Annotated in this window: 9 protein-coding genes; 7 read left to right on the forward strand and 2 right to left on the reverse strand. The window is 46.8% G+C overall.

All coding sequences use genetic code 11. From position 1 onward, the window contains the following. Positions 1 to 136: 136 nt before the first annotated feature. Together Q0668_RS03855 and Q0668_RS03860 are read right to left on the reverse strand one after the other, a co-directional pair. Positions 137 to 2,248, reverse strand: a complete 2,112-nt coding sequence (locus Q0668_RS03855; protein WP_298860104.1) for an elongation factor G — start codon at positions 2,246 to 2,248, stop codon at positions 137 to 139. A gap of 399 nt (positions 2,249 to 2,647) precedes the next feature. Further along, positions 2,648 to 3,928, reverse strand: a complete 1,281-nt coding sequence (locus tag Q0668_RS03860; protein ID WP_298860106.1) for a DUF4013 domain-containing protein — start codon at positions 3,926 to 3,928, stop codon at positions 2,648 to 2,650. A gap of 317 nt (positions 3,929 to 4,245) precedes the next feature. Here Q0668_RS03860 and Q0668_RS03865 point away from each other — a divergent pair, with 317 nt between their 5' ends. The 7 genes from Q0668_RS03865 to Q0668_RS25830 form a co-directional block, all read left to right on the forward strand. After that, the gene (locus Q0668_RS03865; protein WP_298860108.1) at positions 4,246 to 5,877 is read left to right on the forward strand and encodes a DUF1549 domain-containing protein; all 1,632 of its coding nucleotides are present in this window, start codon (positions 4,246 to 4,248) and stop codon (positions 5,875 to 5,877) included. A 3-nt stretch (positions 5,878 to 5,880) separates the two neighbouring features. Then, a complete protein-coding gene (locus tag Q0668_RS03870) occupies positions 5,881 to 7,149 on the forward strand; it encodes a DUF1501 domain-containing protein (RefSeq protein WP_298860110.1) in 1,269 nt (422 codons plus the stop codon). 199 nt (positions 7,150 to 7,348) lie between these two features. Beyond that, positions 7,349 to 8,620 (forward strand): PQQ-binding-like beta-propeller repeat protein, encoded by a 1,272-nt coding sequence (locus Q0668_RS03875; RefSeq protein ID WP_298860112.1) that lies wholly within the window; start codon positions 7,349 to 7,351, stop codon positions 8,618 to 8,620. 122 nt (positions 8,621 to 8,742) lie between these two features. Next, a complete protein-coding gene (locus Q0668_RS03880) occupies positions 8,743 to 9,624 on the forward strand; it encodes a prephenate dehydrogenase (protein ID WP_298860114.1) in 882 nt (293 codons plus the stop codon). Between the two features lie 110 nt (positions 9,625 to 9,734). Then, on the forward strand, positions 9,735 to 12,650 hold the full coding sequence (gene purL / locus Q0668_RS03885; protein ID WP_298860116.1) for a phosphoribosylformylglycinamidine synthase subunit PurL: 2,916 nt from the start codon (positions 9,735 to 9,737) through the stop codon (positions 12,648 to 12,650). Between the two features lie 348 nt (positions 12,651 to 12,998). After that, positions 12,999 to 14,075, forward strand: coding sequence for a MoxR family ATPase (locus Q0668_RS03890; protein WP_298860120.1), 1,077 nt, complete (start codon positions 12,999 to 13,001; stop codon positions 14,073 to 14,075). Further along, on the forward strand, positions 14,041 to 14,243 hold a 203-nt coding region (locus tag Q0668_RS25830), incomplete at its 3' end, for a DUF58 domain-containing protein (RefSeq protein ID WP_366918866.1). The genes Q0668_RS03890 and Q0668_RS25830, both read left to right, overlap by 35 nt.

Below are 14,243 nucleotides of genomic sequence, written 5' to 3' on the forward strand. Positions count from 1 at the left end.
ATATTCGGAACGGCAAAAACAGATAGAAAATCGTGACCGGCGCGCCAGCGAAATCTCCGTTATCTGCAAAAAAACAAACACAATTCTGCAGATGACTTACTGCCGGCAAACTCGATCAGCTGGAGCGCATCTGATTCTATTCTTTCTCCTTGTTAAGAATTTCGATAATCTTCTCCTGTTCATTCGGCGGGATCATTTCATAGTGACTCAATTCAATATCATAAGTTCCCCGACCTCCCGTCAAACTGGATAGCGTACGGGCATAGGTCATGACTTCTGCCAGGGGAACGCGGGCCTGAATAATTTCGTATCCGCCTGTAGAAACCTGCATCCCCTCCATACGCCCTCGACGACTGGAAAGATCGCTACTGATATCGCCTACATTTTCTTCGGGAATGAGGATTTCGATTCTGACGATCGGTTCCAGTAAAGCAGGACGGGCTTTTTCAAACAACTCCGCAAAACATTTACTGCCTGCGGTTTTGAAGGCCGTCTCATTACTATCGACCGGATGGTCTTTGCCGAAGAAAAGCTCGCAAATCAGATTTTGCACCTGACAACCAGTAATCACCCCTTGCTTCATGCGATCGCGCACGCCTTTTTCGACGGCCGGTATAAATTGATTTGGAATGGAACCTCCAGAGACACGATCAACAAAAGCAAAGTTGAACTCTGGATCATAATGATAAGACCGGAGGTGATCAAAATTATCTCTTGTGAAGTACTCTTCCGGATTCACATCTTGCGGCATCGGTGAGACCTTAAGGTGCACTTCAGCAAACTGCCCTGCCCCTCCCGACTGCTTTTTATGCCGATAGCTACCTTCGGCAGTCCCCATTATGGTCTCCCGATAGGGCACTTTGGGCTGATGAGTGATGACAGCCACTTTATCTCGATGCAAGAGTCGTTCCTGAACAATCTTCAAATGCAACTCACTCATGCCATGCATTACCAGTTCGTGTGTTTCTTCATCATGAACAACATGAAAGGTCTGATCTTCTTCTTCAATTTTATGTAGTGCACCTGAGATTTTTTGTTGATCGTTCTGGCTTTTTGGTTCGACGGCCAGTCCGACAACAGGATGCGGAAACTTGATTTCCGGTAGCGAAAGGCCTTCACCATTCGTGTCTGCTGTGATCGTATCACCCAGTTTTAAGTCTTCTGCCTTCGCAACCGCGAAGATATCTCCCACAGAAACCTCATCTACTGCCTCCTGTTTACCCCCCTGGACATCGAGTAATTGATGAAGTTTGATCGGTTTTCCGGTTCTCACATTGATTACCGAAGAGTCCTTCTTTAATTTGCCAGAAAAAACGCGAAGGTAACTCATCTTAGAAATGAAAGGATCGATGCGCGTTTTGACAACTTGTGCGACAAAGGGTTGATCAGGTGAGGGATCCAACATGACGGAAACCCCATCTTTGGATTCTTCCATGCGTTCGATGTCCTGTGGGCACAACGTGTAGTTTGACATCGCATTCATAAATTCCGTAACACCAACACCGGTCTTCGCACTCATAAAAAGTACGGGAATTAAAGTTCCGGCAGCCATTGCTTTGGGGATATTCGCTGACAATTCCTGAGCACTGATCTCTTCACCGTCAAAGAAACGCTCCAGCATCGCTTCATTAGATTCTATGATTGCCTCAATCAGTGCCTGACGAGTCTCCTCTGGATCCCCGACAACACCACTGGCGGGTAATTCTGAATTTGCTACAAGATCATAAACGGCGTTAAAATCAGCACCCAGTCCAACCGGCAGGTTAATTGGTATGCAATGAGCGCCAAATGATTCTTGAATGGAAGTCATTAAGGAATCGTAATCGATATTATCAGAATCACATTTATTGAGCACGATCATACGGGCAATACCAGCCTCTTGAGCCATTTTAGAAACTCGCAGCGCATTAATTTCGACACCATGCCCGGCGTTTAACAGAATGAGAGCCGTCTCGACAGCCCGCAAAGCGCCGGAAACCTGCCCGATAAAATCAGGATATCCGGGGGTGTCAATCAGATTGATATGATGGCCGTCATAATCGAAATGAATCAGAGTGGAAGCAATGGAAATTCGATGATCTATTTCTTCTTCATCGGTATCCAGCAAGCTAGTGCCATCATCTACAGAACCTAATCGGGGAGAGGCACCAGTTTGAAAAAGCATAAGATCGGCTACAGTTGTTTTGCCAACAGCCCCGTGGCCGACCAATGCCACATTCCTAACGTCGTCTACCTTGTATTCATTCATCGCTCGTCCTGCCTTTTCAAAAAAATGACTGGGCGCTATTGTCTCCGTTCCGTTAAAGGCAACACGCTTAGCCAGGAAATGATGCGAACGTGAGCCGGGGATAAAAACGTTTCCCTGACTATCCTTAAACCGGATTCCCTGGGGAATACCGAATCAGTCTTGCGATAAATTGTAATTTGCGTACTCAACATACCTCTATTATATCTTTTTTTCATCTACTTAAAGCATAACTTTTTGATTTTGAAAAGCGAAAGGATTTCTGAAAAAATAGACTTGCATTCAGAAATAGACACATCCTGGCTGCAATATAGGCAGATGATAGAAGTTTGGAAATGAATGTGGCTGTTTTACGCAACATAAGCGGAGAATGCGTCTGATCAATTCTGCTTACCAGTGAACTTAGAATGGAACCGGCAATAAAAACAGGTGATGTTCAAGCAACCCACCACTGCCATGAATTCCAATAAACTGGGTAAAGAAAATGATGAACACATAAGCGGCGATCAACGGTAAAATGATCGTACGACTTAACCATCGCCAGACAAACCAGGCATTTTTGGTCTTTGAAGAAGCACGATGATAGACCCAACCTAACAATATTTTTGTTGGATAAATCGTCGCCACAAAGATCAGAGTAATTCCCCAGACGGCATCACGCGGTAAAGCTGCGACTTTAAACAAATAGAGCGGTAGTGACAAAACATAAACCACAACTAATGACAGCATCCACGTTAAGGGAGTTCGTTTGAACTTGCGCCTGATCGTACCGAGCTCAAACATCGCAGAAAAACGGTTCTCTGCAGTAAAGTGAGCCTGCAACAGAGGCAGCCAACCAAGGACCAGGACAAGAGTGGCTCCTCCAATCAAAGAGATTAGAATCGAAACTCCTTTTTCACTATCTAATGAGCTGATCGCGGCGAGCATCAATGAAGGAATGACCAACCAGATAAATGCCCCCAGGAAACCACGTAGTCCCAAAGAAAAATGAGTGCCCAGCTTGAGCGAGGTCACAAAAGAACGGACATGCAGAGCCGCGCGTTCCAAATAATCTCCGGAGCGAATCTGCTGATTTAGCCAAAGCACATTTTTTAGGGGACGAAAGAAGCAGAAAAATGTTCCTCCGCGCGCTAATGAGAGACAAAGATGAATCGAAACACCAATCGATGTGAGCAAGGTCAGCAGATGCAGAGTCTGATCGCTATTTCCTCCCGGATCAATCAATCGCGCATCGGCGGCAGCCCCGGCTAGAAAATATAATGGGAGTAACCATAACACCATACCAATGACGATCGTTCCCATGCGAGGTGCAATATCCAGCAAAGGAAACGCCAGTCGGATTTTTCCAGTACGGGCAACACGTCCCTCAACATCCAGTAAATATCCTAAAGCAATGAAGTTCACCAGGGGGATGGCAGCAATCAGAGCGAGAAAAAGAACCAGACAGGTGATTCCAAACATCATGCGCATCAGCCAGAACGCCGCCTTGATAGGATGATGTAACAGGTGCGGGAACGGGGGAATATTTCCCACAACTTCATCCGGGTAAAACTGATCAATTTCGGAGGTCACTGCTTCAGAGTTGTTTTCTGTGGAGAAAAATTCCTGCACTTCACAGGCGGCACTACCACCGGCCACGCGTACACCACTCAAGTCGTTCTCTTGCGTGACTTTTTCGTTCACAACAAGCTCCGTCTGGTTCTCTGAAGTTTGGGGCGTTGATCGTATCTTTAAGGTTTCCCCGGAATTGGCATGCATTTTCAAAATAACACCTGCGCCATTGGTAAGCCCAACTTATAACAGAAATTTTTGACTGTTTCGAGGAGCAATTGAGAAATCTCACCCACACCTCCTTTTAATGGTACTCAAATAAAAGTCCTGAGTTTCAAGATTTCACTGAAACTTTCGAATTCCCAATCTGGTATGATTAGCTGAAAGAGTGAGAGCAAACTCCTCTCACCCTATTTGAACGCGTTCCCGTTTTATTCAGAGATGGTTTTATGAAGCTGAATTCACACAACTGGAAACTTGCCTGCCTGCCCTTCGGCGTTGTTGCTCTGGTAATCTCTCTCGTTGCCTGGGCTTCCAGTAGCCCGATTAATATTTCCTCCAAAGCCCCACTCATGGCAGAGGACAATTCCTTTTCTCAGACAGTAAAGCAGGTTGACCGGTTTTTTGAAAAACAATGGTCCGAGAATAAGATCACTCCCGCTCAAATTTCGAATGACCAGCTCTTGTTAAGAAGACTGTCGCTTGCTTTACATGGAACCATTCCCTCGCTGGAGGAAATCAGAGAATTCGATAGTATGCAGGGCGAGGATCGCCTGGAACGCTGGACGCAAAAACTCTTAGCAGACCGGCGATTTGCCGATTATTTTTCCGAACGGTTAGCGCGTGCGTATGTTGGTGTTTCAGGAGGACAGTTTATCATCTTCCGACGCGATCGATTCAAGGCCTGGTTGAGCGAACAGATTCAAGCCAATACTCCCTATGATCAACTGGCTAGAGATTTGATTGCAGGAGAGGGACTTTGGACCGGTGATCCCGAAACAAATTTCATTACAGCAGCATCGGCTGACGGAAACCTGGATCGCAACAAGTTGACCGGAAACACGGTCCGGGCATTTCTCGGTCAACGCATTGATTGCGCTCAATGCCATGACCACCCCTTTGACCATTGGAAACAATCTGACTTTGAAGGACTCACTGCGTATTACGGACAAGTCGAAATTCAAGTCTTCGGAGTCAGGCAGAACGAAGAGTTAAAATATGAAGTGGAAGATCGCGATACTTTGGAAAAACGCACCGTTTCTCCGCAGGTCCCTTTTCTTACTGAATGCCTGCCAGAAGAGGGAACTCTGCGAGAGAAACTGGCTGCATGGGTAACACATCCGAAAAACCGAAGATTTGAACGGGCATCAGCCAATCGGATCTGGGGACTCTTATTTGGTGTACCTTATATCGCTCCCGTTGATGATCTTCCTGCTCCCACCGATCTCTCTCAATCTGAACCCGATTTGCTCGATCTATTAGGGGATGACTTTCGAAAGAACGGCTACGACATTAAACGCATGATCCAGATTATTGTTGCTTCAAAACAGTTCCGGCTCTCATCCACTTCTGAAAATATCGAGCCAGAACAAATTGAACGCGACACCGAGGCCTGGGCATTATTCCCACTGGTACGATTACGCCCCGAACAAGTCATCGGTTCGATGCTGCAGTCTTCCTCTTTAAAAACAATTGATCAGAACTCAAATCTTTTCATGAGAGGACGTCGATTTTTCTCGGAATTAGACTTTCTGAATGAGTACGGTGATCTGGGCAGTGAAGAATTGAATGATTTCCCGGGCACAATTCCCCAGGCGTTACTCAGAATGAATGGGAAATTTGCCAAAGAGAACGGCAGTGCCTCACCACTGAATTCCGTAGGACGTATTGCCCAATTGAATATCTCTGATGAAAAACGAATCGAGACCTGTTTTTTAGTCTGCCTGACTCGCTTGCCCACCGAACTGGAAAGCGAACATTTCTTGAAACAGTATCAAGCTGAACCGGATCAACGTGCCAAAATTACCGAAGACCTTTTTTGGTCTTTATATAATTCACCTGAATTTTCCTGGAACCATTGAACCATGATCGATACCACATTTTTGTCGAGCAAAATCAATCGTCGTGACTTATGCAAAGTCGCTCTGGGTGGCACGCTTTCCTTTATGCTGCCCGGCTTTGATTTAAAAGCGGCGCAAAAACGAGGGCCGGAGCGCAAGAAGTCAGTCATTATTCTTTGGATGGGTGGAGGTCCCAGCCAACTGGAAACCTGGGATCCACATCCGGGAACAAAAATCGGTGGTCCGGGTAAAGCAATGAAAACGGCGCTCCCCGGACTGCAAATTTCAGATATGTATCCACTGCTGGCAGAACAGCTCGAATCCATGTCCGTCATTCGTTCGATGGTTTCCAAAGAGGGTGATCATGAACGAGGTACCAAATATTTCAAAACCGGTTACCGCCCTGAGCCAACGACTGTCTATCCGGCACTGGGAGCCATCATCACGCATCAGGCTCCCAATTCAGATCTCGAAATCCCACAACATATTTCCATGGGAAATACTCAGCAACCAGCACGTGGTGGTTATCTAGGCGGACACCTCGATGCGTTTCGTATAAATGACCCGGGAAAAAATATTGGAAACATGCGCGCCAGTGTGAAATCCCCGCGACAAAATCGACGTCTGGATAATTTAAGCGTTGTCTCTCAGACATTTCAAAAAGGGAGAGTGAACCAAGCGCAAAAAACGCTGCATCAGTCAACCATTGATCGTGCCCTGACAATGATGAGTTCAGAACAACTGAATGCCCTTGAAATCGACAAAGAAACGGAATCCGTTCGGAAAGCTTACGGAGATTCTCCCTTTGGTCGTGGCTGTCTGGTAGCGCGTAGACTCGTAGAACAGGGTGTGCATTCGATCGAAGTTAACCTCAATGGGTGGGATAGCCATACCAATAACTTTAATGGGCACATCACACAATCGAAGTTACTTGATCCTGCTTTTTCCAGTTTGCTCAAAGACCTGAAATCCAGAGACCTGCTGGACTCAACGATTGTTCTATGTATCGGCGAATTCGGCAGGACTCCAAAAATCAATGGCCTGGACGGTCGGGACCACTGGCCCTCTGGATTTTCCTGCATCGTGGGAGGCGGAGGCTTGAAAAGCAATGTGATCATCGGCGAGACTGACCCGACAGGTAAAGAAAAGAAACCCAAAGAGCCCGTCGAAATTCAGGATCTCTATGCCACCATTTTACAGAAGCTGAACATCGACTATACCAAGGAATTAATTTCCCCCATTGGTCGCCCCTTAAAACTTAGCGAGGGGACACCCATTCAAAAACTGATTTGAAATAACCGGACAAACAGAGGTCGACCCTGTTCACCCGCTATCAGGATCAATCGAAATAAATCGGGCAGAATCATGCATAATGCTTGCCGGGGAGAGAAAAAGACTCTAATTTAATGAAAAGTCGAAACCATTCACAGGTTTTGTTGTTTCATGCTGTAGTAACTGATCTCCCCCTTCGATATTCCCCTGGAATTTGAATATGAGCCGCATTTATCCGTTAGTGATTCTATTAGTATCTTTCTCAACACTTCATCTGACTCAGGTCGGGGCGGCGGACTGGTCGCAATTTCGTGGACCATCTGGAAATGGGATTTCTAATTCAACAGGCCTGCCGACTGAGTGGAGCGCTGAGAAAAATATCACGTGGAAAACCAAACTTCCCGGAAAAGGTTCCTCCAGCCCGGTACTCTTTGGAAACCAGATCTTTCTTACCGCTTATTCAGGATATGGACTCGCGCTTGAAGATGAAGGCAACCCGTCGGATTTGCGTTTGCATGTAATTTCCATCAATCGGCAGAATGGTGAAATCATGTGGGATGAATCAGTGCCTCCCTTGAATCAGGTTCAGAAAATCACAAAGCGAATTGTCGATCATGGTTATGCCAGTGGAACTCCTGCCTGCGATGAAAGCGGCGTTTATGCCTTTTTTGGAACTTCCGGCGTTGTGGCCTACGACTTGAAAGGCAAACTCAAATGGAGAGCTGACGTTGGTGAAGGAACAGCGGGTTTCGGTTCGGCTTCGTCACCCATCATTTATAAAGATTTGGTCATCGTCAACGCCAGTATCGAAAGCCAGACGGTTTATGCATTGCATAAAAAAAATGGAGAGATTGCCTGGAAGGCTGAAAATATCATGAAGGCCTGGACAACACCTTCGATTGTGGATGTACCAGGCGGGAAACAGGAACTGGTCGTCAACCAGAAAAGCCAGATCTTTGGCTTCGATCCGGATACCGGTAAAAAACTTTGGACCTGCGAAGGAATTCAGGACTATGTCGTACCAGTCGTGGTTCAAAACGAGGGAATTCTCTACTGTCTGGGCGGCCGCAGCAACCGAAGTATCGCCGTTCGCCCTGGTGGACGGGGAGATGTGACAAAGACTCATAAGCTATGGGAAGTGAATATTGGCGCGAATGTGACCTCGCCCGTTTATTACAATGGTCACCTCTACTGGGCCAGTGATCGCGGAATTGCCTTTTGTTTGAATGCCAAAAATGGGGAAGTCGTCTACAAAAATCGTCTCCCCACCAAGGGACGGCTGTACGCTTCGATCGTTTTAGCCGACGAGAAGCTTTTTATCACCACTAGAGATAATGGGGTGGTCGTTTTGAAAGCGGCTCCCGAGTATGTTGAACTGGCACGCAACGAAATTACCACGGACGAAAACCTGTTTAACGCCTCACCTGCTGTGAGTGAAGGTAGTATTTTCCTGCGAACACACGGCTACCTGTATCGAATCACAAATAAGTAAGAAATCTACTACAAAAGACTCTGGGTAAATAACTTACACTGCCACGAGACTTTTTTGTCAGGTCGTTGATACTGCCTTCGAACCGCTGGAAATCCGGATTCAGTGCTCCTACAATACGAGGCATGACTGATCCAACGACACAGAATTCCAACCTCTTCAAAACCATCGGCATTATCGGCGTCGGTCTGCTGGGAGGGTCCATTGCAGCCGCAGCAAGACAGCGAAAGCTGACAGGAAAGATCCTCGGGGCAGGACGTAATCCCGCGCGGATGCGGGCGGCCCAGCATTCTGGTTTATTGGACCGTGGTACAACCAATATTGCAGAAACCTCTGCAGAATCTGATCTCATCATTGTTTGTACGCCCGTAAATCAAATTACTCAGTTTGTTCGAACTGTGGCGCAAAATAGCCGACCGGGTACCATCATTACCGATGTCGGAAGTACCAAACAAAAAATTTGTGAAGCCCTCTATGGAAGTCTGCCCGAAGGCGTCACATTTGTTGCCTCTCATCCTTTGGCTGGTTCCGAAAAAACGGGTTTTGAATTCGCAGACGCCAATCTGTTTCAGGGTCGCCCGTGTGTGATTACTCCGGATGACTCACTCTCTGTAGAAGCAGTTTCCAGAATTAAACAATTCTGGGAAGCACTGGGAATGCATGTTCTGGAAACATCGCCTCAAAAACATGACCAAATCCTGGCCGAAACCAGTCATCTTCCCCATGTGGTCGCATCCGCCTTAGCCATGACTTTGACAGAAGAAAACCGAAATTTTACCTCGACCGGGTTTCGAGACACTACCAGAATTGCCGCCGGTGACCCTGCACTTTGGATCGAAATCCTGTTAAACAATCGCGAAGCTGTTGTAGAAAGCATCGACAGGTACACCCATTCACTCGAACGATTAAGGGAAGCCATCGTGAACCATGATGAAAATCAACTTCGCCAACTACTGGAAGATGGTAAAAAGAACCACGATGCATTAAATTCATCCCGTACTCAGTAGTCTCAGCTTTGAACATTTAAAAATCATCGATATCAACGACTCAGAAATGGCAACGATTCAAACAAGCCACTTCATTTTCCTGACTTGATCAAACAATAACTGGAACCAATATGCTTTGCGAAGTCGAAATCAAACCTGCTGAAAATCAGGTTGACCGTGAGGGTGCCCGTATCCTTAAAGAGTGCCAGGTCCTTGGTGCACATTCAATTCGATCTGTTCTGACAGCTCACTCTTATCTACTGGAAGGTGATCTCAATCAATCAGACCTGGAGAACATTGCTCAGTCTTTGTTGTCAGACCCGATTGTCGAAACTTTTGAAATTCGAATTTTATCCGGTAATGCCTCTGATTCAGAAAACGCAGAACAATTACTGAATGTCCTGTTCAAACCGGGTGTGACCGATAATGTCGCCAACAGCGCGCGAGAGGCAATTCGAGATCTGGGACTTTCCGTAGAAAATGTGGCTACCTGTCGTAAATACTGGATTAACTCCGATGCCAAATCTGAAGAAGCAGATCGCATGGCATCGAAGGTTCTTTCCAATGACGCCATCGAACAGGTCGTGCGCGGACCGTTGAGAATGGATAGTATCAAGCTGGGCAGCGAGTATACTTTCGAACTGGTCACGATTCCGATTCGGGCCATGAACGATCAACAACTGGAAACACTGAGCCGTGAAGGACAGCTCTACCTGAATCTGACCGAGATGCAAACGATCAAAAAATACTATGTGGATCAAGCAAAAGATCCAACCGATATCGAATTGGAAAGTGTCGCACAAACCTGGAGCGAACACTGCTCGCATAAAACGCTGGCAGGACGAATTCATTATCGAGACGGGGAACGGGACCTCCATTTTGAGAATATGCTGAAGGAAACCATCTTTTCCGCTACGACTGAAATTCGAAAATCTCTGGGTGATAAAGACTGGTGCGTGAGTGTATTTGTCGATAATGCCGGTGTGATTACCTTTGACGAAAAACAGGATGTCTGCTTTAAAGTAGAAACGCACAACCACCCGTCTGCGCTGGAACCTTACGGAGGTGCCAACACGGGTTTGGGTGGTGTCATCCGTGATCCACTGGGAACTGGACTTGGCGGCAGACCGGTTTGTAATACCGATGTATTCTGTTTTGCCCCTCCTGAAATTTCTTACGATGATCTCCCCGTTGGAGTGCTGCATCCCAAAGCGGTTGCCACGGGCGTTGTTTCCGGCGTGCGAGATTATGGAAACCGAATGGGCATTCCCACGGTGAATGGGGCCGTTTACTTTGATGAACGCTATCTGGGTAATCCACTTGTTTACTGTGGTAATGTGGCAATGTTACCTGTCGGTAAATCAGTCAAGCAGAAAACACAACCGGGGCATTATATCGTCGCAGTAGGAGGACGCACTGGACGTGATGGCATTCATGGTGCCACTTTTTCTTCTGCGGAATTGACTTCAGAAAGTGAAAGCCTGTCTGGTGGTGCCGTACAAATTGGAAATGCGATCACAGAAAAAATGACGCTGGATGTGATTCTGGAAGCGCGCGACAAAGAGTTATTTTCCGCCATTACCGATTGCGGTGCAGGTGGTTTCAGTAGCGCCGTGGGAGAAATGGGTGAAGATACAGGTGCTGAGGTCTGGCTGGATCAATGTCCGCTGAAGTATGCAGGGTTGTCCTATACGGAAATCTGGATCTCCGAAGCACAGGAACGAATGGTGTTGGCTGTTCCCCCTGAAAACTGGGAGGCGTTCGAAAAAATCTGTGCCGGCGAAGGAGTTGAGGCATCGATCATCGGTAAGTTTACCGACACCAGTCGATTGGTACTCAAATATCAGGATCAAATAGTAGGGGACCTGGAAATGTCCTTCCTGCATGATGGTCGTCCTCCCGTGATTCGCGAAGCCATCTATCACACCCCTCCCTTTGTTCCGTTAACCCCCAGGAAGGCCGATAACTATAATAACGATCTGAAATCGATTTTGGGTTCTCTGAATGTCTGCAGTAAAGAATGGATCATTCGACAATATGATCAGGAAGTGCAAGCGGGAAGTGTGATTAAACCCTTAGTCGGCGTCCAGAATGATGGTCCTTCCGATGCAGCCGTTGTCCGTCCTGATCTCACTTCAGCACGCGGTCTGGTCATCTCCTGTGGAATGAATCCTCGTTATGGAGATCTGAATACACATTGGATGGCGGCTTCTGCCATTGATGAAGCAATTCGAAACTGTGTTGCAGTAGGCGCCGATCCCGAGAAGATTGCCATTCTTGATAATTTCTGCTGGGGCAATACGGATCGCCCGGAAACTCTAGGCAGCCTCGTCGCCGCCGCGCTGGCCTGTCAGGAATTTTCCATCGCGTTTGGTGCTCCCTTTATCAGTGGGAAAGACAGCTTATATAACGAATTTTCTTATGAAAATGATCAGGGAGAAAAAGAAACCGTCTCAATACCCGCTTCACTCTTGATTAGTGCCATCGGACAAATAGCCAACGTGAATCATGCGATCACAATGGATCTCAAAACGCCCGGCAACCTGATCTGTCTGATTGGTTCTACCCAGGATGAACTGGGAGGCAGCCATTTTGCACTGGTCAATGATTTAGCAGGAGGTCAGGTTCCACAAGTTGACAAAGAACAGGCACCGAGAATTTTCAAGTCCCTCCATACGGCAATTCAAAAGCAGCTCATCAGAAGCTGTCACGATCTGAGCGAAGGAGGTCTTGCGGTCGCAGCAGCGGAGATGGCTTTTGCTGGCGGATTTGGAATGAAACTCGACTTAAATCGGCTTCCCGAAGCACTGGAGCTTTCAACACCCAGTCTCCTGTTTTCGGAAAGTAATACCCGTTTTTTAATTGAAGTTTCTTCAGACAAAATTGGCGAATTACAATCCTGCTTTCCTGAGCTGCCCCTGGTCGAAATTGGTGAGGTTGTCAGTAGCAGTCAGTTCACTGTAAAAGGTAATTCAGGAAAAACCGTGATTGATGCCAGCCTGGATGAGTTAAAATCTGCCTGGAAAACTCCTTTAGCATGGGACTGATGGAGTCTCAAAGACTTCAAAATCAACCTGTATGTTTCTTCCCTGGAACGAATCCGTTCAGCGTTGACTGCAATCTCTTTCTGGCGTTATCTGTTCAATCCCTGAAATAAAGACTTTCCCACCTGCTGAGTTCGAATAAAATGAGAGAAACAATCTGAAATTTCAAAAGTCGAGATAAAATCGAGTTTTGAGGTGAATCTTTCCTGTTTAGAGCTTGCAGCGATTGGCAGGAAACCCCTGTAATTTATCGGTTTATAGTCGCAAAGTCTCTTCACAGATACTACGATAGAATTTACGGAACTTTCTGCGCCAAGCAGTGTTTACCTTTGTGGAAAGGTGTGAAAACGGATGTCTGAAATAAATCATAATTCAACGAACCCTGATGAGTTCGAAATTACTCAGGAATCGATTGATAAACTCAGTTCTTCGTATCAACAGATTCACGGAGAAATGTCCAAGGTCATTGTTGGCCAGGATGAGGTCATTGAACAACTCCTGATCTCGTTATTCAGTCGAGGCCATTGTTTACTGGAAGGCGTTCCCGGGCTGGCCAAAACATTAATGATCAGTTCGCTGGCACAAACGCTTTCGATGTCCTTCAGTCGAATACAGTTCACCCCCGACTTAATGCCTGCCGATATCACAGGCACAGACGTCTTGCAGGAAAATCGAGATACGGGCGAACGGGAATTTCGATTTATTCCAGGCCCTTTATTCCACAACGTTGTACTGGCGGACGAAATCAACCGAACTCCTCCAAAAACACAGGCCGCATTGCTGGAGGCCATGCAGGAACATCAAGTGAGTGTCGGTCAGACGCGACATGTTCTCAGTGATCCATTTTTTGTATTGGCGACACAAAACCCAATCGAGCAGGAAGGCACATATTCCCTGCCTGAAGCTCAGCAAGACCGGTTTATGTTTAAGGTCTATGTCCGGTATCCTTCTTTTGAAGAAGAACGACAAATCGCCAGACAGACAACTTCTGCTTCGAGCCAGAAAATTGAACAGGTGTTAAACGCCGTCGATATCCTTGAAATTCAGAAAATTGTTCGTCAGGTGCCTGTCTCGGACCATGTGATAGATTATGCACTGGCGCTGGTCAGACAAACCAGAGTGAATGAACCAGGGGCTCCTGATTTCATTAACGAATGGTTAAGTTGGGGCGCAGGTCCTCGCGCAGTACAAAACCTCTTATTAGGTGGAAAAACACGAGCGTTACTGAATGGTCATACTCATGTCTCTACGGAAGATATCAGCGCTCTGGCGGCCCCCGTGTTACGACATCGAATCGTAACGAACTTCTCAGCCGAATCGGAAGGCATATCTCCCGACCGTGTGATTGAGCGATTGATTGAAGAGACACCGTCAAAGGAAGGCGAACTGACCAGTGACCCAAGATTACAGAAAATTTTTGCTGCCTGAAGCAATTTCCCGAATTTCTCGATTGGAAATCAGGGCGCGTTCAATTGTCGAAGGGTTCTTATCCGGATTGCATCGTAGTCCATTTTTTGGCCAATCGGTGGAATTTGCTCAACACCGTGAGTACGCCCCCGGAGATGATGTACGCAATATTGATTGGAAGGTCTGGTC

This window comes from uncultured Gimesia sp. (assembly GCF_937910335.1).
Taxonomy (GTDB): Bacteria; Planctomycetota; Planctomycetia; order Planctomycetales; family Planctomycetaceae; genus Gimesia.

Excerpts from the sequence above, each read along its gene's own strand:
- Q0668_RS03855 (WP_298860104.1), bottom strand. The coding sequence starts at position 2,248 with ATGAATGAATACAAGGTAGACGACGTTAGGAATGTGGCATTGGTCGGC.
- Q0668_RS03865 (WP_298860108.1), top strand. The coding sequence starts at position 4,246 with ATGAAGCTGAATTCACACAACTGGAAACTTGCCTGCCTGCCCTTCGGC.
- Q0668_RS03870 (WP_298860110.1), top strand. The coding sequence starts at position 5,881 with ATGATCGATACCACATTTTTGTCGAGCAAAATCAATCGTCGTGACTTA.
- Q0668_RS03875 (WP_298860112.1), top strand. The coding sequence starts at position 7,349 with ATGAGCCGCATTTATCCGTTAGTGATTCTATTAGTATCTTTCTCAACA.
- Q0668_RS03880 (WP_298860114.1), top strand. The coding sequence starts at position 8,743 with ATGACTGATCCAACGACACAGAATTCCAACCTCTTCAAAACCATCGGC.
- purL (WP_298860116.1), top strand. The coding sequence starts at position 9,735 with ATGCTTTGCGAAGTCGAAATCAAACCTGCTGAAAATCAGGTTGACCGT.
- Q0668_RS03890 (WP_298860120.1), top strand. The coding sequence starts at position 12,999 with ATGTCTGAAATAAATCATAATTCAACGAACCCTGATGAGTTCGAAATT.